This window comes from Wandonia sp. (assembly GCF_984588085.1).
This window is the reverse complement of record NZ_CFIGVI010000003.1, coordinates 83,725-106,239: the sequence shown is the minus strand read 5'-3', so window position 1 is coordinate 106,239 and position 22,515 is coordinate 83,725. Positions and strand designations below refer to the sequence as shown.

Below are 22,515 nucleotides of genomic sequence, written 5' to 3'. Positions count from 1 at the left end.
AGAATTTAAAATTGTTCTAGTAATTGAATTCGTTTTTTTATTGGAGGATGTGTAGAGAAAAGACCTCCTAAACCACCCAAGAATCCGGCAGAAGTATCTTCAGGAGCATTTTCAATAAACATCTGTTGAACATCTTCACTTTTTACGGAATCTACATGATGATTCCCTGAAATTTTTCGCAATGCAGAGGCCAAAGCCATTGGTTTTCGGGTCATTTGTGCCGCTCCTGCGTCAGCCAGGTATTCCCGTTTTCGACTCAACGCAAATTTGAATAATAAAGATAAAAGCCAGGCAACAAGAGAAACGACCAGAATAATTAAGAGAACAGCTCCGCCGTCTTTTCCGTCTTTTCTGCGAGAACCACCGGACATACCTCCATACAATACACTTCTGAAAGCCATCTGAACCACAAGAGAGAAAATACCGACGAAAATAATAGAAACAACAAGTAGCCGAACATCCCGGTTACGGATGTGCATTAACTCATGAGCAATTACTCCTTCCAGTTCTTCATCGTTTAATGTTTCAATAATTCCGCGGGTAAGTGTAACCGTATAGTTTTTTTCGCTTAAGCCACTTGCAAAAGCATTTAATGCATTACTTTCAATAATGTGCAGTCGTGGCATTTTCATCCCGACGGACATACACAGGTTCTCAGTCAGGTTATAAACCCTCATGTTTTCTTTTCTTTCAAGCGTGTGTGCTCCCGTTGCCAGGTCAATCATTTTTGAATGACCGAAGTAGGCAATAAGAAACCAAATCAGTACTCCGGCTAAAACAAAAGGAATTGTATCGACAAATAAGTCAAGAGCTGCCTGCGGATTAGGGTTTCCTTCTTCATCAAAGGAGATAAAGAAAAGTATAGCATATACAGCTGCAAATATGAGTAAAGGAAATGCAATTAACAAAAGAACAGATTTCCTGTTATTGGCTGTGATTTGAGACTGAAGACCTGTATACTTCATTGTTTGTGTGAGGATACCTGAATCAGAAAATTAAAATTTTATTTCGGGAGCTTTGTCCAGTTCTTCACGTTGTACAGCACCCAGATCAAACATAGGCTCTTCTTTGAAACCAAACATTCCGGCAAAGAGTACATTCGGAAATTTTTGAATGGAAATATTTAATTCTTTGGTCGAGGAATTAAAGAAACGACGTACTGCAGCCAGTTTATTCTCAATATCAGATAATTCATTCTGCAATTGAAGAAAGTTTTGATTAGCTTTTAAGTCCGGATAAGCTTCCAGTTGAATATTCAATCCGCTTAATGCTCCTGCTAATTCTTTTTCTGCAACGATTTTATCGTTAATGGAAGAAGCAGAAATTGCCCGTTGGCGTGCTCTGGTAACTGAATCAAGTGTTTCTCTTTCATGCTCCATATATCCTTTCACCGCTCCAACTAATTGTGGAACAAGATCATGTCGTTGTTTGAGTTGCACATCAATATCGGCAAAAGCATTTTCGCGATTGTTTTTCAATCGTACAAGCGTGTTATAGATTGCAACAATCCATACGACTAAAACGACAACTAGGATAATTCCAATTAATGCAGGTGACATAAACTATCTTTTACGGTTTCTAACAAATATAGTCAGAAATAATGGTATTCAGAAGAGGAATGATGGTTAATTAATTTGCGGGTTTTGTTGTCCGCATTTTGATCACCAGATGCTGATCTTTTTCAAAAGGAAAACTGATTTTCTCGAATCTGGGCTTGCCGAGACCCGGGTTATTCGAAAGACCGAAAGGTTCATTTGGAATCCCGGATGATTTCAGATCCAATTGTTTGTTGTTGTTGGTATCATAAAACACGGAAACAGCGTATTCTCCTTTTGGTAGCCCTTTGAAGATAACCGGTTTGTTAATTTCCGAAGCACTAATTCTTTTTTTGTGAGGTGTTTCCTTTTTATCAAAAGCCTCCTGAGAATTAAAAACAGCAATGAAGAAATATCCATCTTTCACATCAATGTCTTCGATGCTGACAGATAAATTCTGCGCTATTCCAGTACTTATAGCCAATGCAAAAACAAGTCCAGAGATCAATTTTTTCATACTATTCCGGTTTTGACTACAAATATCGTATAAAAATCGTGCCAGAAATTGTGAGTAGAAAAAAAGCGTACGAAATCAACTTTCCGTACGCTTTTATATTTAACGTATTTATTTATTGTTATACAGCTTCCTCTTCTTCGCGAATTGGTTTTCTGAAAACAATATGATTATCGAATACATCCATTACAACATTTTGAGACTTGTCAATGGTTCCTCCTAATATCTGTTTCGAAAGTTCATTCAGAACCTGACGCTGAATCACTCTTTTTACCGGACGTGCTCCGAAATGAGGGTCGTACCCGGCTTCAGCAATGTAATTAATGGCATCTTCTGTTGTTATCAAACGAATTTCATTTTGCAGAAGAAGTTTTCTCAAGCCTTCCAGTTGAATGTGAACAATCTTGATAATGTCTTCTTTTCGCAAAGGACGGAACATGATCGTTTCATCAATCCGGTTCAGAAACTCGGGACGTATGTTACGTTTCAATAATTCAAAAACCGTTTGTTTCGTTTGCTCTGCAACCCGGTCTTCTTCTCCTGGTTTCATGTCGTCGAATGCTTCCTGTATCAAGTCGGATCCCATGTTTGACGTCATGATAATGATTGTGTTTTTAAAGTTGACCACACGACCTTTATTGTCTGTCAAACGACCATCATCCAACACCTGTAGAAGAATGTTAAACGTATCCGGGTGTGCCTTTTCAATCTCATCCAACAAAACGATGGAGTAGGGGCGTCTTCGAACGGCTTCCGTCAACTGTCCTCCTTCATCATAACCAACATAACCGGGAGGTGCTCCTACCAATCTGGAAACACTGTGTTTCTCCTGGTATTCACTCATATCGATCCGGGTCATGGCATTTTCATCATTGAAGAGATATTCTGCAAGTGCTTTTGCCAATTCCGTTTTACCCACTCCGGTTGTTCCAAGGAAAATAAAGGACCCGATAGGTCTTCGCTGATCCTGTAAACCGGCGCGACTTCTTCGGACCGCATCCGATAGTGCAACAATGGCTTCTTCCTGTCCAACAACGCGTTTACTCAACTCATCTTCCAGACGTAATAATTTAGCCACTTCACTTTCCAACATTTTATTTACCGGAATTCCGGTCCATTTGGAAACTACGTCGGCAATTTCCTCTGCGTCCACTTCTTCTTTGATCATTTTGGATTTTGACTGAATTTCAGCCAATTCTCCTTTCATGTTTTCCAACTCATTTTCAGCTTCCTTGATCTTACCGTAGCGCAATTCAGCTACTTTGCCATAATCTCCGGCCCGTTCTGCCTGATCCGCTTCCAGTTTGAAACGTTCGATATCTTCCTTGGTTTTTTGAATACCATCTACGACATCTCGCTCAGCTTTCCATTTGGCCATGAATGCGTTTTTCTGATCATTCAAATTTGCCAATTCACTCTGGATACCTTCCAGTTTTTTCGTATCATTCTCACGTTTGATCGCTTCCCGTTCAATCTCAAGTTGCATAATACGACGCTCAATTTCATCCAGTTCTTCCGGTTTGGAATTGATTTCCATTCGCAACTTGGAAGCAGCTTCGTCTATGAGGTCGATAGCCTTATCCGGAAGGTGTCGTTCTGTAATGTAACGTTGTGATAATTCAACGGCTGAGATAATCGCTTCGTCCTTGATTAATACCTTGTGGTGATTCTCATATTTCTCTTTGATTCCTCTGAGGATGGAAATAGCATCTTCAGTGGAAGGTTCATCCACCAATACCGTTTGAAAACGACGCACAAGAGCTTTGTCTTTTTCAAAGTATTTTTGATACTCATTCAAGGTCGTGGCTCCTACGGCACGTAATTCACCTCTTGCCAGTGCAGGTTTTAAAATATTTGCAGCATCCATAGCTCCCTCGCCACCTCCGGCACCCACCAACGTGTGAATTTCATCAATGAAAAGGATAATCTCACCTTCTGCGTTGATTACTTCCTTCACAACCGATTTAAGACGTTCTTCAAATTCACCTTTGTATTTGGCTCCGGCAACAAGTGCCCCCATATCCAATGAGTAAACTGTTTTCGATTTCAGGTTTTCCGGAACATCTCCGTCAATAATTCTATGGGCGATACCTTCGGCAATAGCGGTTTTACCAACTCCGGGTTCACCGATGAGAATAGGATTGTTTTTCGTTCTTCTGGTAAGAATCTGAAGAACTCTCCTTATTTCCTCATCTCGTCCTATTACAGGATCAAGTTTTCCTGATTTCGCAAGTTCGTTCAGGTTTTTAGCATATTTGGCTAAAGCCTGATAAGTACCTTCCTGGCTGTTTGATGTCACTTTTTCTCCTTTTCTCAGTTTCGTAATTGCCTCTTTAAGTTTGGCTTTTGTTATCGCATTATCTTTTAGCAAGCTTCCTGTCGAATCGGTAGCGTCCAACATGGAGTAGAGCATAATTTCAACAGAAACATATTCATCTCCGAACTGTTTCATTTCATTTAAAGCATAATTCAGCACGCGTTGTGCGGGATTGCTGAGATAGGCCTGTCCACCGGAAACTTTCGGGTATCCATCGACAATTCGATTCAGTGCGGCAAGAACTATTTTATCATTTACCTGTAATTCTTTGAATAAAAAAGGAATCACATCCTGATCAACCTCTATCATTCCCTTCAATATATGGCCTGTTTCAATAGCTTGCTGACCGTTACCCAATGCAATTTGTTGTGCTTGTTGGATAGCTTCCTGCGCTTTTATTGTAAACTTATTAAAATCCATTTTTACTTCAATTTTAGGTTTAACCGATTGTTTTGTTTTGGTAACTCAATTTTATTGCCAAGCATCAAAAAGAGACAAATTGACTTGTTTTATTGCTTTTTCATTCATTTAAACTGTCAAAATGACTTGTTTTTTTATTGATCTACTTACACTAAATATACAGAAAATTTAAGTTGATTTAACGTTTTATTTCAAGATACAAAAAAGTGGTTTCTATTTAAAAATGTTTCTTTTTAGATAAAATCACGTAGTTTTGTCTTCGTTTTGCGATAAAAAATATTGAAAATGGAATTTTTTATCATTTTGCAGCTCTTAGTTAGCGGAGCATCTAAACAAAAACTATGATTCATTTCCGTAATTTTAAAAGTACTTTCAATAAAGGGGTTACTATTCCTAGTTTGATTTTTATTATTGGTGTCTGTGTGCTTTCAGCCATCTATCCGAATCTTACTCAGAACTTACTGGACACTATAAAGTCATTTATATTCGTTAATCTGAATTGGGTATATGTATGGGCAGTGACTATTTTTGTTCTGTTTCTTATTTATTTGATGTTCAGTAAATTCGGATCTATTCGTTTGGGAGCGAATGATAGTAAACCCCAGTATTCTTTTTTTTCGTGGATTTCCATGCTTTTCGCAGCAGGTATGGGTATAGGTCTCATGTATTTTAGTGTTGCGGAACCTATGCAGCATTTTTCAGCAGATGTTTTTGCTGATAATCCGGTAACAGAACGGGCGAAGGATGCACAATTATATACGTTTTTTCATTGGGGAATACATGCCTGGGCAATTTATGGAATTGTTGGATTGGCACTGTCTTATTTTGCTTACCGGTATCGTTTACCTCTTTCGCTCAGAAGTTGCTTTTATCCGTTGCTAAAAAACAGGATTAATGGAAAATGGGGAAATGTAATAGATGTTTTCGCGCTTTGTAGTACTTTTTTCGGAATTACGACAACGTTGGGGTTTGGTGTGGTACAAATCAATTCAGGTCTGGAAACGTTAAATATTGTGCCGGAGACCAGTTTTTTGTACCAGTTATTAATCGTTGTCGTTTTGATTTCGTTGTCTATTATTTCAGCTATGACGGGAGTAAACAAAGGAGTCAAGTTGTTAAGCAGCATCAATATTATTGGTGTGATAGTACTTCTGCTTTTTGTTTTGTTTTTGGGGCCTACAGTACATTTGATCGGTGGTTTTACAGAAGGACTTGGAAATTACATAACTGAGTTCTTCCATCTTACTTTTAGTACCCATACGTATGATGAGGACACTTTACCCTGGTTTTATAACTGGACGATTTTGTATTGGGCATGGTGGATTTCATGGGCACCGTATGTTGGTTTGTTTATAGCTAAAATCTCGAAAGGAAGAACAATAAAAGAATTTATTGCAGCTGTTCTTATTCTACCAACGTTATTCAATTTTATCTGGATGTCTGTATTTGGTAATAGCGCTATATGGTTTGATAATCAAGTGGCGGAGGGAGCCTTGAGTCAATTGGCTGCTGATCCAGATGCGCTGATGTTCCGGTTCCTGGAATACATGCCTTTGTCTTCTATAACAAGCGGATTGGTTATCGCCATTATCGTCATCTTTTTTGTTACGTCAGCTGATTCCGGAATATTCGTAATGAATAGTATTGCAACCAAAAATGCTGCAAAATCCCCTAAATGGCAAATTGTGTGGTGGGGAGTTTTACTGGCTGTGTTGGCATTACTGCTCCTCAATGCAGGAGGTCTGAAGGCTCTCCAGACAATGACATTGATAACCGCTCTTCCTTTTGCTGCAATTATGTTATTGTTTATTGTGAGTCTGATGAAAGCGCTAACCATTGACCGAAATTATTACGAACGTGAGTTTTCAGTTTCTTCTGTGCCCTGGTCAGGTGAATACTGGAAAGAGCGTTTAAAGCAGATTGTATCTTTCAAAAATCATTCGTCTGTTGACCACTTTATTCTGAATACGGTGAAAAATGGGTTTGAAGAGTTGAAAAAGGAGTTTGCCGACAATGGTATTGATGCAAAAATAAACACAAGTAATAATCCTACAGGTATTGAAATTGAGATTCGACACGATGTTGTCAATAATTTTGTTTACGGTGTAAAAAACCAGGTAAAAAAAGTTTCTGATTATCTTATTGATGAAGAGAATCTTCCTGATCCTGAAGGACAAAAAACATACTACCCTAAAACGTATTTCGGAGATGCAAGAGAGGGGTATGATGTGCAGTATTTTACAAAGAATGAGTTGATATCCGACGTTTTAAAGCACTACGAACGGTTTATGGAAATCATTTCCGAAGAACAAAACGAAATGTTTATCAGCAGTAATGCGAATAAAAATATGAAGTAATAAAAAAGCGGTCTTCTTTTGAAAAACCGCTTTTTAAAAAGACTAACAGAATAATTTATTTTCCCAGTTTTCTACCTTTTCTTTCGAGATTAATCCGAGTTTTATAAGGTAATGAATAGTGTTTTCAATTTCTTCTGTATATGATTTCATATCGTAATTCCAGTCTGTTTCGATCAGCCAGTTGGCAACCTGCCCTGAGCGCAGATCGTATCGGTTTGATATGAGTTCAATAACATTTTCCGAGTTCTTCATGGCAAATGCGCGTTTTCCTACAATTGTACACATCTCGTTAAGAAACTCTCTTTCTGAAAGACAAAGATCTTCTCTCACTGCAATGACGAAACAAGGCCATGGCGTGACTACTTCATCAATATAGCGACACCTTCCTTTTTCCGTATACGGGTGTGTTGTATATTTTTCCCAAAGGAATGCCTGGCTTTCATTTTTTTCAAGAGACTGCATACCACCTTCAACATCTCCTATGACGTTAAATTGTAAGGTGTTTGTATCCCATTCTTCCTGATCTGCTTTTACGTAAGTCATCAAATGAGATCCTGATCCGTAACGGCTGATTGCAAATGTTTGATCTTTTAAATCATCAAATGTCCTGATATTTGATTGAAAGGGTACATGAATCCCCCAATGCAGAGGAGAAGTAACATATACCTGTAGTATCTTTGCTTTCAATCCATCTTCCAGAATTGCCTTTGTTATACCTTCTGTCAAAAGAACAGCTATATCTAACTCTCCTGATTCCAACTTCTTCACCATTTGTCCGGTTCCCATGGGTTGATCTTCCCAGATCAGACTTTTTCCGGACGCTTCAAATAACTGTTCTTCAATAGCCAGTCTCCATGGCAAATTAAAGTGTTCCGGTACTCCACCTACTTTTAATGTATCCATTTTATCTGTTTTCATTACAAAAGTAATGGTTTGTGGACGGTTGAGGAGAAAAAGAGAGGTGATTTATATCATCTCCCGTTATTAACAACCTGCTTTTGATTTCTTTTTGGTTCAGATCTGTGCAAAGTATATGGAATACCTTTTTCGGGGTATTGACTTTGGTCATTTGAATCCCCTAATTTGTAAGTACTAAATAACAACACCATGATCACAGAAAAAATCACCGATCGGGTAGGATGGACGAGAGTTCCTGAAATTGCCCGTCAGCGTTTAATTACAAAAGGAAGAACAGTAGAGGAGGAGGAGCTAATACGACTGACGAAAACAGTCGGAGATTTGCTGTTAACTCCTGAAGCTTTTGAAGCCTCTTGTTTTGATTCTTTTCCGACATTGACTTTACTTTCTTATTTGGAGAAAGGGCATGAAATGTATCGGTATAAGTCACTTCCTGAAATTGAACTTTCCATTATGCAGTTGGTGACTGTATTGGAGGACAAACATTCGCTTTCCAGTGTATTATCTATTTTTATTAGGGATTATTCCCATCACTTGTGTGAGCACTTAAAGGAAGAAGATGAATTTATATTTCCATATATAAAAGAATTACAAAAGTTAGAGGAAAGGGGAGGTGTAATCCGTCCGGCTACTTTCCTGAACGGGTGGTCAAACCTTGCTGCGTTTATGCAAAGTCACAGTGATACGGAGAAAGACTTACGTATTTTGGAAACCGTTTTAACTCCTTTTAAACAGGATGGTAATGCAGGAATGTTGGTGCGTCGTCTGATAAATCAAATAGCGATTCTTGAAGCAGATTTACATATTCATGCTCTTATTGAAGATGAAGTAATTATTCCACGTGCATTACAGGCCGAAAAGAATTTACTGGCTTAGAAAGCGAATTCGGAAAAAGGCACAGAATACATGCCGATGCTTATTTTTGCTTTCACAAATGCTTTATTAAGGTGGTCGATGACCACCTTTGCTTTTTCCCTTGACAGATAAGTTCCCGCAAGAAGGTTCAGTTCTTCCTGAAGTGTTTTTAAAAGAACTGCCGATCGGTAGGTACTTAGAGCTTCATTTCCTGTAATTTTTCCGGTTGTTTTCAAAGTATTTAATTCCGGGTGAGAAGGAGTGAAATCAGTACGAACCGGATCCGTATACGAATTGATCTCCATGGTTATTCCGGACTTTGTATCAATAAACACTTCTGTTCTTCGTAAACTTTTGTAAACAGAGTCTTCTTTGCTTCGCAGTTTATCTTCTTCTGTTTCTCCAGGATAGGATGTTTCCTCCAGTACCGGATGTTGTTTTTGAACCTGTCCGTTTTTCCATTCACCAACCCCTTGTCCTCTTGCGATAATATCAATTTTAGGCTTCGTGTATATTGCGTTTAGTAAATCAATGATGGCGACGCTATCGTCAGGTGTGAAGAGAGAAGAACTCATCAGGTATGAGTTGGAATGAAATAAATCTTCAGCTGTCAGACGAAAAGTTTGGTCAAATCCGGGTTCCATATCCGAAAGACTTAAATGGAGCATTACTTCGTCTGCCTGATCACTCAATGCCGTAAAAGGAATAGCAAGCAAACGAACTTCAAACTTCTCACTTAATGTATGTGCCGGGAAACGAAAATCCTGTGTGTACAAATTGAAGGTACTACCGTCTTCAAACGTATATAATCCGTCACTTTCTGTCCACTTTACCCAGTTGTAGCCAATCAGTTGCTTGTATTTGTCTAAGAGTCTTTCGTAATCAGCGAGCAGAATAAGCGCTTCTTCTTTTTCTTTTTTCAATTTTTTGATTGTACTTTCACATTCGGACAGGTAATTATACTTGCCTAAAAGCGTTTCCTGGTCTTTTTTGCGTTCTTTTTTCCCTTTTTTGCTATTACTTACACCCGACATACGAAGGTCGCTTAGGTCAATTTCCAGTTTCTTTATCTCGTTTAACGTTCTGATACGTTCTTCTTCCCAATAGTTGATCCAGAAATCAAAGCCTTTTTTTCCGTAAATCATTTCTTTGAGGTCTCTGATCCACTTGTTTTCTAATTCAGCAATACAACTATAAAAAGTTTTTCCCTCAGAAAAAGAAGAGTCGGGCGAAAGAAAACGAGTATCTCCCGATCCGAAAAGCACATACGATTTGCTGTTCTTCTCAATAACAACCGTTGTTTGTTTTTTGTCATTGTAGCCCCAAACATCCGGGTGTATATTCGTAATACGTCCATTTCCTGTCGTCTGAAGATGAAGAGAGGCGAAACGTTCCGGTAAAATAGCGGGCTGTTTCTTTTCTCCGGACTCGCCGATGTACATTTGGTAGGGGAATAGTCCTACGGCCCTTGGCAATCCCCGATTCCACCTTCCTTGTTCGTCTTTCTCCCGTTCATTTAATAATCCAGAAGTCATGGAACCGTCTCCGGCGGCAATTAATTCATTTTGAAAGCGAGTCGTCTTAGCTCCCAGTTGCGTAAACAAGTCGTAAGTACGTCGCTTTACCCATTCATTGATACTTTTATTGATTGCTACAAGTGTTCTTTCCTGATCTTCAATAGAAATTCCGTGGAAGGTTCCTATCATGGTTGCTTTTTCAGAAAACGAAAGGGATGGATTGATTACCCGGTGGAGTTTGGTATCAAAGGTATGCTGTCCTGAATTTGTTTTTCGTAAAAGCGATGAGGGAATATGTTCTAAAAGTAATTTTTCGAAGTCTTCAAATTTACCTTTGAAACGTGCCATTTCATCTTCGTCCTGTTGTTTATAAGCTAACAGGGTTTTATTCAACTCCCAAATCGCCATTTTATTAGCCAGTTCAGCTACTATTCCGGGAGATTTTTTAGCAATTTCTGAAGACCGAATAAACAAAAGTTCCGGTTCATTCATAATCAAAATATCGATTGAATCATAATTAAGGAGTGTATCCCGAAAATAAACCCGTGGCCCTGAATATTCAAAATAACGCCCTATGTTATCTCGTAGTATAGGACTTTTCATTACGACATGATACATGTATGCTTTCTCTTCTCCTGTAAAGGTTGAAGCTTTTTGAGCAGAAACGAAAAAAGTAGAAAGTAGCGTAATTACAAGTAAAAAATGTTTCATTCGAATCAATTATGAAAGTCAAAAATACACATTGAACAGGATATCCCCTGCACCTATAGTACAAATGTTATTAAAAGGTTACTGTGAGAATTGATCTGTTGTATAAATTAATTACATTTGAAAGACCCATTCTTGTATAGAGAGTTGATTCTTTGGAGGTTTCTGCTCAAAAATCCCATAAACAGCAGACCCACTACCAGACATAGCAGCATAGAGCGCACCGTCTTTATAGAGTTGGTTTTTGAGTTGTGGAATAGCTTTATTCTCTTGAAAAACAGTTGTCTCAAAATCGTTTTTTAAAGAATTACTCCAATCCGATAAAGGTTCCTGAACTTGTTCCTCTGTTGTTTTATCGATGGCTTGCGGGCGAATTCCTGAATAAGCAGTTGAAGTACTGATGTGTATTTTCGGATCGTATAGTTTGAGCCATTTTTCCGAAAGAGAAGGAATCTCAATGTCTTTCATTATTTCACCTCGTCCCGTACAGTGTTTGGGAGAAGAACTGATGAAAAAGGGACAGTCGCTCCCTAATCGTGCAGCGTAATTCTCCAGCGTTTTACGATTTAATTGTAATTGAAATAATTCGTTGAGTGCAAGCAAGGTATAGGCCGCATCTGAAGAACCGCCTCCCAAACCGGCACCCATAGGAATAATTTTATGCAAGTGTATGTGAACGGGTGGTAAGTCAAAATCACTTTTCAGTAAATAATAAGCCTTTACGCAAAGGTTCATATCGGGTGGGCAGTCTACTGGATTTCCTCCGCTTGTGAATAGAAAAGAAGTCGTTGGAACGATTTCAAGGACATCAAAAAGAGGAATTTGCATCATCACCGTATCGACCTCATGGTAACCATCCGGTCGTTTCCCGGTTATCCGAAGACCTAAATTGATTTTTGCTGGAGGAAAGACAACCATAAAGGATTAGTTACCCAGGCTACCGAATACCTTTTGCAATAAGTCCGTAACACGGGCAACAGGATCTTTACGAATTTGGTTTTCTTCCTTTTCGACCATAGTAAAAAGACCGTCTATTGCTTTTGTCAGTACGTAATCATTCAGATCAGGGTTTACTTTTTCTTTTCCGGTAAGAATAGTGGTCTGGTTATAACGTGTTACAACAGGTTCCCAGTATTTGGTCAACTCTACTTTCTGAATAGCAGCATCTACTTTAGGCGAGAAAGCCTGTTTTAACTGACTGGTTGTTTTATCTTTCAGGAAGCGGGTAGCAGCTCCTTCGCCGCCGTTCAGAATGCTAAATCCATCCGAAATTGTCATTCCTTTGATAGCATTAATAAATATCGGGGCTGCTTCTTTGCTTGCTTCCTCAGCTGCTCGGTTAAGTGTCGTAACGATCTTATCTACCTGTCCGGATAATCCCCATTCTTCTGCTTTTTGCTTTACAATCAGTGCGTCTTCCGGCCATGGAATTGAAATTTCAGCATTCTTAAGGAAGCCATCCGTTTTGGAAGTCAATCCGGTAGCATTCGTAATTCCGACTGTAAGTGCCTCTTTTAGTCCTCCGATAACCTCACTATTGGTTAGTGAAGGCTTGGATTCTGAAGATGAATCAGTTGTTAATACCGAATTTGCTGCTTCCTGAACAACTTCACAGGAAGAAAGTGCAAAAACAGTTGATAAAAGCAGTATATATTGAATATTTTTTTTCATTTTCATTAGGGTTTTGTCAAACTTACAAATATTTTTACTGTCACATACAAAAATAATGCCTGAATAGAATGATACTGGAACTAATCAATATAGGGGATGAGCTGCTGATAGGACAAACTGTAAATACGAATGCTTCATGGATCGGACAGTTTCTTAGTCAGAGAGGAGTAAGAGTTTCAAAAGCGGTAACTATTCAGGATGAAAAGGAGGACATACTGCGGCAGTTGGAAGATTGCCTGAGCAGGGCAGATGTGGTTCTGATTACAGGAGGATTAGGTCCGACAAAGGATGATATTACAAAGGAGACGTTGTGCGAGTTTTTTGGTGGAAAATTGGAGATGCATGATGAATCCTTACAGCGTATAACAGAATATTTTGAAAGTAGGGGACGCCCCATGCTGGAATCTAATGTGAATCAGGCAATGTTGCCCAATGTATGTGAGGTACTTGCGAATTACAACGGTACTGCTCCGGGAATGTGGTTTGAAAAAGATGATAAAGTGGTTGTATCGCTTCCGGGAGTTCCCTACGAGATGAAACCGCTGATTTCAGAAGACGTTTTCCCTCGCCTGAATGAGCGTTATCAGTTTGCTGATATTTATCAGTCAAGTATTATGACTACAGGGATAGGAGAGTCTTTTCTGGCAGAAAAAATAAAGAACTGGGAAGATAAGCTGCGTTCAGATGAATTGTCGCTAGCGTATTTACCCTCTCCCGGTATTGTACGACTTCGGGTTACTTCTTATAAAGGAGAAACAGATAAAGAGAAGGTAGAACAATACATGAATAAGCTGAAAGAGCTTGTTGGTGACTACTATTATGGAGAAGAGAATGAATCACTGACTTTGGTGGTAGGCAAGCTTCTGGCAGAGCAAAAAATGACTATTGGAACCGTGGAAAGTTGTACTTCCGGAGGAATTGCAGCAGAGATTACTAAAATCCCGGGAGCATCCTCTTATTTTGAAGGAAGTTATGTGACATATTCAAATCGTCTGAAGAATGAAAAAGTAGGAATACCATACGAAATATTAGAAACGCACGGTGCTGTGAGTCAGGAATGTGTCGAATTGATGGCTCTCAACGGGCGTGAAAGTCTTGGGACTGATTTTTGTCTGGCGAGTTCAGGAATTGCAGGACCGGATGGAGGAACACCCGAAAAGCCAGTGGGAACGATTTGGATTGCCGTAGCCTTTAAAGATGGTGTTTTTTCAAAGAAATTTATGTTTGGAAACGATCGGGAACGCAATACTAAGATGTCGGTATTATCAGCTCTTAATATGCTTCGGCTTTTGTTGTTGGGAAGGTTGGGTAATTAAATTTCCAGATTCGCTAACCGGAACACATACTTTGTCTCATTTTCGCTGGTAAATAATTGCTTGGTGCCATCCAGTTGTTCGGTTAACGTATCTATCAATGATAGCCCGAATCCTTTATATTCTTCTCGCGTAATCCAGTTTCCATTATCCTTGTAGGTAATCAGAAAATCAGTTCCTTCCTTACTCAGATTGATTGTAATGTTACCGGTTTCCATTTCTTTAAATGCATACTTTAATGAATTAGAAAGTAACTCATTAAACAGTAACCCCAAAGGAACAATGGACCGTAAACCAATTTGTTCCACGGAAGAAGTAATTGTCAGGTCAATCTTCTTATGGGCACCATAAATTCCAATCAAATCGTTTGCCAGATCTTCCAGATAAGTTGAGAATCGCACATTCTTCAGAGATTCCTGACTATAGAGTTTTTTATGAATATGAGACATCGCCATAATGCGGCTGATAGATTCCTGAAAATGAGTATCAACTCTTGGGTCGTTAACTTCGATTGCTTGTGTTCGCAATAAACTTATTATAATCTGGAGGTTATTCTTTACCCGGTGATGAACCTCCCTAACCAGAATTGTTTTTTCCTCATCCTGCTCTTTGATAAGCGCATTTTGTGCCAGTAACTCTTCATTTACTTTCATCATTTCTTTTTGCGAAAACTGATAAAAATTAAGAAAGATGAGAAAGAGGTAAATCGTAATCCCAAAACCGGATGCGACTTCCATAACAAGAGTTACTTCCTGATAAAGAGTTCGTTCCTGTACAACCCGAATGTTGATGTTTAATGAGTAAAGAATAAAATAAGTAATACTAATCAGGGAAATAGCCAGAAGAATAAATCCAACTTTTTTTCCAATTCCAAAAAAGGCGAGAGATACAGCAGCAAGCATCCAGAGCATATCAGCAAAGTGAATTGTCTCGTGGAACATGATTAAAGCGTAAGAGGTTACAAGAACGCCACAAATACTATAAATGTATATAACGAGTTGATAGTTATTACTTATTCGTAAAGTAATCAGGCAGAAAGCTGACAGAAAGAAACCAAATGCCATAGTTATAAAACTCTCAAATGAGTCAAAATAATAGGCATAGGTAAGTACCATAAAGATAATAAGGAAAGAAACTGAGATCCGGTAAGCAAGCTTTAACCGGATAGTTTCCAGATATTCCTTCATAGAATAGTAGAGAGGGGATTGTATATCGGGTTGAGGCATTAAAAAAAGAGTATATCTAGTAGAGTTCTATGGATCGAAGAGAAAGCAATGTCGCTGGATAAGTATCCAGATGTGTAAGTAAATAATATAACTTTTGAGCAGTAATCTCTGGTGCATCTAATTGCTGGGATTCGTACAGATGGTGAAAATTTGCCCGGTCCGGAAATTCATTCTCCTTTGCTTTTCTGATAGTGGATTGCATATTGGTGTCAACAACACCGGGCGCTACTGATTTGATGATAAATGGTTGGTTATAATGTTCGAATTCGTCAGCCAGTGTCTCTGAAAATAAGTTTACAGCAGCTTTAGAAGCACAATAGGCTGACCACCCTTTAACAGGTCGCTGTCCGGCTCCTGAAGATATATTAAGAATAATTCCCGAGGGAACAGATTGGATAAATCGTTGGGTTAACCCGGTTAAAGCAACAAAATTTACCTGAATAACCTGTTGCATATTTGATAGGTCGGCCTCCCAAAAGGGACAAATTTCTCCAATTACTCCGGCATTATTGATCAGGATATGATTTTCTCCACTTCTATCAGGGAACCGGAACCGGTTAATAGCATCCTTGTCCGATAGGTCAAGTGGCAAGAATTCATAGTTCTCATGAGTTATACAATTACTTCGTCCTATTCCGAATACCTTATACCCCTGATCTAAAAAAAATCGGGCACAAGCTAAGCCTATGCCCGATGAAACTCCTGTAATGAAAAGAATATCTCTATTCATTTCTTTAAATTTCGTTGATTTCAATAAATTTCGTTACGTTTTGTCCGGTTCCGAAAATAACCAGTGTATCACTCTCTTCCACGATTGTATCACTTGCCGGTACTCCCAGAACATGCTGTTCTATACAGCTTACTCCTTTATTGTTTACTTCAAAAGCCCGTTTTATCGTTACCAATGTTAACTGGTAGCGGTTTCGGAACTGGATATCCTTAATCGGTCGATTAATGACTCCTTTGGGAGCCACAATTTCGGCAATTTCGTAATCATCCGGTAACTGGAGGAAAGAAAGAATAGAAGGGTTTAACAACTTTTCCCGCACGGCACTTGCTACCTCGTCCTCAGGAGTAAGGATTTCGTTAATCCCTATTTTTTCAAGGATCAGCTTTTGGTGCGCACCACTGGCGCGTACAATAATACGCTTAACACCCAAGTCCATCAGGTGAACAGCGGTAAGAACTGTTGCTTCAAAATTTTCACCAATAGCAATAACTACGGCATCCATCTCAGCAATATTCTGAGAAATAAGTGATTTAATATCCGTAGTATCCATGGTCACAGCAAAAGCAACGTCGTCTTTGATTTGCTCGATCCGTTCTTCCTTGACATCAAATGCAAATACCTGAGCTCCTTTCTGAGAAAGGCTCTTCGCAATGGTAATTCCATAACGACCTATTCCAATTACAGCGAACTTACTGAAAATCATGTTATGACAACGCTTGAGTTAAATCATCAATTAAATCTTCAGCATCCTCAACGCCAACGCTCAAACGAATCAAGGAATCAACAACTCCTGTTTTCTCGCGTTCTTCTTTAGGAATGGATGCATGCGTCATTGTTGCCGGATGCCCGATCAGTGACTCAACACCTCCCAAAGATTCGGCAAGACTGAAAATCTTCACATTCTTAACAATGTTGTGTGCATCTTCCATTTTGTTTCCTTTCAATGTGAAAGAAATCATTCCTCCAAACCCTCTCATTTGCTTTTTCGCTATTTCATGGTTTGGGTGAGAAGCGAATCCCGGCCAGTACACTTTATCTACTTTTGGATGATCTTTCAGGAAATTCGCTACTTTTTCACCGTTTTCACAGTGTCGCTGCATACGCAAGTGAAGTGTTTTAATACCTCGTAACACAAGGAATGAATCCATAGGAGCAGTAACTGCACCGGAACTGTTTTGAATACGGTACATTTCAGCTGCGATTTCATCACTGGAAGTAACCAAAGCTCCCATTACTACATCTGAGTGTCCGCCAAGGTATTTGGTAACCGAGTGCATCACAATATCAGCTCCCAAATCAAGTGGGGATTGTAGGTAAGGAGTGGCAAATGTATTGTCAACCGCTAACCAGGCATTTGCTTCTTTAGCTACTTGTGCCATGGCTTCGATATCAACAATATTCATCATTGGATTTGTCGGAGTTTCAACCCAGATTAACTTGGTGTTTGCATTTACTTTTGCTTTTACCTCGTCAATGTTCTCCATTCCGACAAAGTGGAATTTGATACCGTATTTCGCAAAAATAGTGTTAAAAATACGGTAAGTTCCCCCGTATAAATCATTAGTTGAAATTACCTCGTCTCCGGGGTTCAACATTTTTATAACACAGTCAATAGCTGCTAATCCCGATCCGAAGCAAGCACCGTACTTACCGTTTTCTATCGCAGCAATATTTTGTTCCAACGCCTGGCGTGTAGGGTTTCCTGTTCTGGAGTATTCAAAACCTTTATGAACACCAACTTCTTCCTGTACATAAGTACTTGTCTGATAAATAGGTGTCATAATAGCCCCTGTTGCAGGGTCTGGTTGAACTCCAGCATGAATAGCTTTTGTACCAAAACGCATTTTTTTGTTTTCCATATTTTGATTTTCTAAGTATTCGAATTATAACAAATGTACTGTTTTTTTTAGCAGTACCAATGGGTTTACAAGGATTAACAGATGAGCGGAAAGACCTATCGTCCGAGTGCAAACATAACAGGTCGTTTATCTATTTTAGCCGGAAGCTTATCAAAGTCTTTGACACAAACCGTCATGGCAAACCCGGTAGGTGATGTAAGGTCACAAGCTACACAAACTTTTGTTTCAGGCTCCAGTACTTCGTACATATCTTCCAGAACATGCACATTTCGAAAAGGAGTATCCATAAACAGTTGTGTTTCCCCGGTTTTCTTCACTGTATATTCCAATTCTTTTATAAAACGGTTTCTTTCTTTTCTGTCTTTCGGTAAGTACCCTGAGAAACGAAAAGCCTGACCGTTAAATCCACTTGCCATAACTGTTAACAGAATAGAAGAGGGGCCTACCAATGGTTCTACAGGAATCTCATTTTCATGCGCAAGACTTGCTAATTCAGCTCCCGGATCAGCTACTCCGGCACATCCGGCATCTGATAGCATGATAACATCCTCTCCGTTTCTGAGTGTCTGTAATGCTTTGCTAAGTTCTTCGGGATTCCGTTTCTTATTTATAATGAAAAAGTTAGAATCGTCAATTGGGAATTGTTTATCTAACTTCCTAAGATACCTTCGGGCATTTTTCAAATCTTCAACAGCAAAGTTTCTTGCAGATGTTATGATTGTTACGACGTCTGCCGGAATTACATGTTGCCACTCGTCCGTCCCCAATGTGTTGGGTGCCATATAAAGTTTACCTGTTGCCATTAATATTGTCCGTTTTTTAATTTTTCAATTATTCGATCTGTCGTTTGATCTACCATTGTAAAGACATCAATAAAGCCTTGCTGTCCGCCAAAATAGGGGTCAGGAACACTCCTGTCACTCCCGGGGTAAAGTTCATTCAAAAACAAGTGTACTTTTTGCTTGTCTTCTTCACTTTTTGCCAGTTTAAGTATATTGTGAAGGTTTGAATCATCCATGGCAAAGATTACGTCAAATTCGCTGAAATCAGCCGTAGAAAATTGTCTGGCTTTCAAAGTATCTAAGGGAAAGCCCTTTTCTGAAGCAACGGCTCTCATACGAGCATCCGGAGCCTCTCCTGTATGATGAGCAGAGGTTCCTGCTGAATCCACTATTACATCAAGTCCTTCTCGGGAAACCTTACTACGTAATATACCGTCAGCAAGAGGAGAGCGGCATATATTACCTAAACAGACCATTAATATCTTTGTCATGGTACAAAAGTAAAAAAGCCCTTCGTATTGGGAAGGGCTTACTAAAAATTATTACTGGATAGAAAGTTTCTTTTCGAGATCTTCGAGATAGACTTTAAACTGTTTGTCTGTTTCTGAAAGATTATTGACAGTTCTGCAAGCGTGTAACACTGTTGCGTGGTCTTTTCCTCCACAGTGTGCACCAATATTTGCCAATGATGATTTTGTCATCTTTTTTGCAAAGTACATAGCAATCTGACGTGCCTGAACGACTTCGCGTTTCCGGGTTTTTGATTTTAGTAATTCGATCGGTAAATCGAAATAATCACAAACGACTTTCTGGATGTAATCAATAGATACTTCGCGTGCTGTGTTCTTAACGAACTTATCAATCATTGATTTGGCTAAATCCAGAGTGATCGCTTTCTTATTTAAAGAAGCCTGAGCAAGGAGAGAGGTTAAAGCCCCTTCCATTTCACGAATGTTCGTATTTATACTATAAGCAAGATATTCTACAACCTCAGAAGGAAGTTCTATTCCATTGCCGTACATTTTCTTTTCAAGAATAGCGATTCTTGTTTCCAGATCAGGAGCCTGAAGATCAGCAGAAAGTCCCCATTTAAAACGAGAAAGCAAACGCTGTTCCATTCCCTGCATTTCAACAGGTGGCTTATCCGAAGTAAGGATAATTTGTTTTCCGTTCTGATGAAGGTGATTAAAGATGTGGAAGAATACATCCTGTGTTCTCTCTTTTCCGGAGAAAAATTGAACATCATCTATAATGAGTACATCCATCATTTGGTAGAAATGGATGAAATCGTTGGTTGTATTGTTTTTTAATGCGTCAATGAACTGGTGAGCAAATTTTTCAGAACCAACATAGAGAACTGTTTTACTCGGATTATTGTTTTTGATTTCAATTCCGATCGCATGTGCCAGATGGGTTTTTCCCAGACCAACACCTCCGTATATAAGAAGCGGATTAAAAGCAGTACCTCCCGGTTTGTTTGCTACGGCATAGCCCGCTGAGCGTGCTAAACGATTACAATCACCTTCAATGAAATTTTCAAAGGAGTATGCAGGATTCAAATTCGAATCTACATTAACTTTCTTAAGTCCGGGGATAATGAAAGGATTACGGATTTGTTTTTCCGCAACATCAATAGGCATTGTAACCGGCTTATTTTTTAAAGAGCTCTTATTGGTTGCCGGTAATTTAACTGTATAAGGATTGGATTTACCACTACCGTTGTTTTCCATAACAATACTGTATTCCAATTTCCCTTCTGTGCCAAGCTCTTTTTTTATCACTTTGCGAAGCAGAGAAATATAATGTTCTTCCAGCCACTCGTAAAAGAAGTGCGAGGGTACCTGAATAGTAAGAACAGACTGCTCCAACTTTACGGGAACAATAGGTTCAAACCATGTCTTGTACGCTTGCAAAGGAAGGTTATCCTTAATCACCCGCAGGCAGTTCTCCCATATTATCTCGTGGTTGGCACTCATAATAGTTCTATACGCTTTTTTATTAACTTATTGTGTGAACAACTTTTAACTCAACATTAACTTGTTGCTTAATACAGAGTTAAAAGTGGCTTTAAATCGACGAAGCAAATATTTACATAAAAAAGTTAAAAAAAAAGTAAAATCACTCTTGATTATTTAAAAAGTTTTACTTGTCAAAAATTTAACTGGTCGGCGAAAAAATGTTGTTCGTAAACAAAAAATGAGGAATTATTGCCAATACCTTGATGTATGTAAAATTTTGGAAAATACAGATTTCAAAGATAGTAAAAAAAGAGGAGCTGCCCCTGTTGAATCTTGATATTATTGGTAATTTTATGCTTTGCTCAAGGGAAAAGACAATATGTTATGGAAGTAAATTTCAGTCACACAACCAGTTTACGGGTACGATACGGGGAAACGGATCAGATGGGGTATTGTTATTACGGTAATTATGCCCAGTATTTTGAAGTTGGTCGGGTAGAAGCAATGCGAAGTCTGGGGATGAGTTATCGCAAACTGGAAGAGTCCGGCATTATGCTTCCTGTGTCCCATTTTTCTGTAAAATATATCAAACCTGCTTTGTATGATGATTTATTGTTAATAACAACATGTATCACGGGACTAAAAGGAACGAAGCTTGAATTTGAATACGAGATTAAAAATGAAGCGGGGGATTTACTTTCCATTGCTTCAACGACACTCATATTTGTAGATAAAACTTCTATGCGCCCCACACGCCCCCCGAAAGAGTTTGTCGGGTTGTTGGAACGATTTAAGAAAAACGAAAAAACAGGATAGAATTGAAGAAGGATTTTGCGTTTATCGATGCACAACGACAAAGTGCACACTTGATAAGAAGAAACGGAGAAGTAAAAGTGGGGGAAAAGATCACTTTTGCTTCGGGTTCTATTGAAGAGTCATTACAAAACTTCAAAGGACAGTATGTGTTATTAGGGATCGAAGAGGATATCGGTCCAAGGGCTAACGGAGGTTTTGGAGGGGCAATGAGTGCGTTCAAAGCATTTTTGTCACGCTTCCTGAATATGCAGGCCAACCAGTTTATGAATACAGATAATCTGATGATTCTCGGTCGTGCTAAATTTGAGTGTGTGGAAACGGAATTTGATAGCCTTCGACAAGCGGTTGGGGAAATGGATGAATTTCTTACGGAGATTATTTCTAAGATTTACACCTGTAACAAAGTACCTGTAGTAGTAGGAGGCGGACATAATAATGCGTATCCGTTAATGAAAGCTTTCTTTCAGGCTAGAGGAAAAATGTTGGATGTTATAAATCTTGATCCGCATGCTGATTTCAGGTCTATGGAGGGGAGGCACAGTGGAAATTCCTTTTCATATGCGAAACACGAAGGGTATCTTAAGTCATATACCGTACATGGTTTGCATAAACAGTATAACAGTCAGGAAATGTTACTACGTATGGAAAAAGAAGGAGTCATTTTTTCTTGCTTTGAACATTACCTTGACGGAGAGCGTGTTTTGTGGTCTGACGCAGTTGAGTATGCGGCTATTCACAAAGAAGGGTACGGTGTTGAACTGGACCTGGATTCGATCGAAAATATGCCGTCAAGTGCCATGACTCCAGTGGGATGGAGCTTGTTTGATGCCAGAAGATGGTTGCGACAACTGGCTAAAGGAAATCCTCTGTATTTTAACTTTACGGAAGGAGCGCCGGATCTGGATTCAAATGGAAACTATAAAGTAGGGAAAGCACTGGCTTATTTTGTGTCAGATTTGATTGAAAAATAAGTGGAGATAAAAGCTGGTAAGTGTCCTATTTTATAGTATATTAATTGA

The 22,515-nt window shown here is 39.0% G+C and carries 20 protein-coding genes; 5 read left to right on the top strand and 15 right to left on the bottom strand.

The window, feature by feature from the left end; all coding sequences use genetic code 11:
• Positions 1–5: 5 nt before the first annotated feature.
• From AC4PL9_RS02395 to clpB, 4 genes are all read right to left on the bottom strand, one after another.
• Positions 6–965, bottom strand: a complete 960-nt coding sequence (locus tag AC4PL9_RS02395) for a M48 family metallopeptidase (protein WP_491603190.1) — start codon at positions 963–965, stop codon at positions 6–8.
• Between the two features lie 30 nt (positions 966–995).
• Entirely contained in the window at positions 996–1,559 is a 564-nt protein-coding gene (locus AC4PL9_RS02390; RefSeq protein ID WP_491603189.1) for a LemA family protein, read from the bottom strand.
• Positions 1,560–1,629: 70 nt separating this feature from the next.
• Positions 1,630–2,052 (bottom strand): DUF2141 domain-containing protein, encoded by a 423-nt coding sequence (locus tag AC4PL9_RS02385; protein ID WP_491603188.1) that lies wholly within the window; start codon positions 2,050–2,052, stop codon positions 1,630–1,632.
• A gap of 118 nt (positions 2,053–2,170) precedes the next feature.
• Positions 2,171–4,786 carry an ATP-dependent chaperone ClpB gene (clpB, locus tag AC4PL9_RS02380; RefSeq protein WP_491603187.1) on the bottom strand — a complete coding sequence of 872 codons (2,616 nt, stop codon included), beginning with the start codon at positions 4,784–4,786 and terminating at the stop codon, positions 2,171–2,173.
• Between the two features lie 341 nt (positions 4,787–5,127).
• On the opposite strand from clpB, the gene AC4PL9_RS02375 reads away from it, so the two are divergent.
• Positions 5,128–7,143 carry a BCCT family transporter gene (locus AC4PL9_RS02375; protein WP_491603186.1) on the top strand — a complete coding sequence of 672 codons (2,016 nt, stop codon included), beginning with the start codon at positions 5,128–5,130 and terminating at the stop codon, positions 7,141–7,143.
• A gap of 42 nt (positions 7,144–7,185) precedes the next feature.
• On the opposite strand, the gene AC4PL9_RS02370 is transcribed toward AC4PL9_RS02375, so the two are convergent.
• A complete protein-coding gene (locus tag AC4PL9_RS02370) occupies positions 7,186–8,046 on the bottom strand; it encodes a type 2 periplasmic-binding domain-containing protein (RefSeq protein ID WP_491603185.1) in 861 nt (286 codons plus the stop codon).
• 204 nt (positions 8,047–8,250) lie between these two features.
• Here AC4PL9_RS02370 and AC4PL9_RS02365 point away from each other — a divergent pair, with 204 nt between their 5' ends.
• Positions 8,251–8,937 (top strand): hypothetical protein, encoded by a 687-nt coding sequence (locus AC4PL9_RS02365; RefSeq protein WP_491603184.1) that lies wholly within the window; start codon positions 8,251–8,253, stop codon positions 8,935–8,937.
• Here AC4PL9_RS02365 and AC4PL9_RS02360 read toward each other — a convergent pair.
• The 3 genes from AC4PL9_RS02360 to AC4PL9_RS02350 form a co-directional block, all read right to left on the bottom strand.
• Entirely contained in the window at positions 8,934–11,144 is a 2,211-nt protein-coding gene (locus AC4PL9_RS02360) for a hypothetical protein (protein ID WP_491603183.1), read from the bottom strand. The two genes, AC4PL9_RS02365 and AC4PL9_RS02360, sit on opposite strands and share 4 nt — an antisense overlap.
• A 111-nt stretch (positions 11,145–11,255) precedes the next feature.
• On the bottom strand, positions 11,256–12,059 hold the full coding sequence (gene ispE / locus AC4PL9_RS02355; protein WP_491603182.1) for a 4-(cytidine 5'-diphospho)-2-C-methyl-D-erythritol kinase: 804 nt from the start codon (positions 12,057–12,059) through the stop codon (positions 11,256–11,258).
• 6 nt (positions 12,060–12,065) lie between these two features.
• Entirely contained in the window at positions 12,066–12,812 is a 747-nt protein-coding gene (locus AC4PL9_RS02350; protein ID WP_491603181.1) for a DUF4197 domain-containing protein, read from the bottom strand.
• 68 nt (positions 12,813–12,880) lie between these two features.
• Here AC4PL9_RS02350 and AC4PL9_RS02345 point away from each other — a divergent pair, with 68 nt between their 5' ends.
• Positions 12,881–14,128: a competence/damage-inducible protein A gene (locus AC4PL9_RS02345; protein WP_491603180.1), complete on the top strand. Its 1,248-nt coding sequence runs from the start codon at positions 12,881–12,883 to the stop codon at positions 14,126–14,128.
• Here AC4PL9_RS02345 and AC4PL9_RS02340 read toward each other — a convergent pair.
• From AC4PL9_RS02340 to dnaA, 7 genes are all read right to left on the bottom strand, one after another.
• Positions 14,125–15,312: a sensor histidine kinase gene (locus AC4PL9_RS02340; protein ID WP_491603179.1), complete on the bottom strand. Its 1,188-nt coding sequence runs from the start codon at positions 15,310–15,312 to the stop codon at positions 14,125–14,127. The two genes, AC4PL9_RS02345 and AC4PL9_RS02340, sit on opposite strands and share 4 nt — an antisense overlap.
• A gap of 55 nt (positions 15,313–15,367) precedes the next feature.
• On the bottom strand, positions 15,368–16,081 hold the full coding sequence (locus AC4PL9_RS02335; RefSeq protein ID WP_491603178.1) for an SDR family NAD(P)-dependent oxidoreductase: 714 nt from the start codon (positions 16,079–16,081) through the stop codon (positions 15,368–15,370).
• A gap of 4 nt (positions 16,082–16,085) precedes the next feature.
• Positions 16,086–16,784 carry a potassium channel family protein gene (locus tag AC4PL9_RS02330; RefSeq protein ID WP_491603177.1) on the bottom strand — a complete coding sequence of 233 codons (699 nt, stop codon included), beginning with the start codon at positions 16,782–16,784 and terminating at the stop codon, positions 16,086–16,088.
• Position 16,785: 1 nt separating this feature from the next.
• The gene (locus tag AC4PL9_RS02325; RefSeq protein WP_491603176.1) at positions 16,786–17,940 is read right to left on the bottom strand and encodes a cystathionine gamma-synthase; all 1,155 of its coding nucleotides are present in this window, start codon (positions 17,938–17,940) and stop codon (positions 16,786–16,788) included.
• Between the two features lie 95 nt (positions 17,941–18,035).
• The gene (locus AC4PL9_RS02320) at positions 18,036–18,743 is read right to left on the bottom strand and encodes an SAM-dependent methyltransferase (RefSeq protein WP_491603175.1); all 708 of its coding nucleotides are present in this window, start codon (positions 18,741–18,743) and stop codon (positions 18,036–18,038) included.
• On the bottom strand, positions 18,743–19,213 hold the full coding sequence (locus AC4PL9_RS02315) for a low molecular weight protein-tyrosine-phosphatase (protein ID WP_491603174.1): 471 nt from the start codon (positions 19,211–19,213) through the stop codon (positions 18,743–18,745). Before AC4PL9_RS02315 ends, AC4PL9_RS02320 begins: the two co-directional genes overlap by 1 nt.
• A 51-nt stretch (positions 19,214–19,264) precedes the next feature.
• Positions 19,265–20,698 (bottom strand): chromosomal replication initiator protein DnaA, encoded by a 1,434-nt coding sequence (gene dnaA, locus AC4PL9_RS02310; protein WP_491603173.1) that lies wholly within the window; start codon positions 20,696–20,698, stop codon positions 19,265–19,267.
• 366 nt (positions 20,699–21,064) lie between these two features.
• Here dnaA and AC4PL9_RS02305 point away from each other — a divergent pair, with 366 nt between their 5' ends.
• Entirely contained in the window at positions 21,065–21,496 is a 432-nt protein-coding gene (locus AC4PL9_RS02305; RefSeq protein WP_491603172.1) for an acyl-CoA thioesterase, read from the top strand.
• Positions 21,497–21,498: 2 nt separating this feature from the next.
• Positions 21,499–22,467, top strand: coding sequence for a formimidoylglutamase (locus AC4PL9_RS02300; RefSeq protein WP_491603171.1), 969 nt, complete (start codon positions 21,499–21,501; stop codon positions 22,465–22,467).
• Positions 22,468–22,515 lie beyond the last annotated feature (48 nt).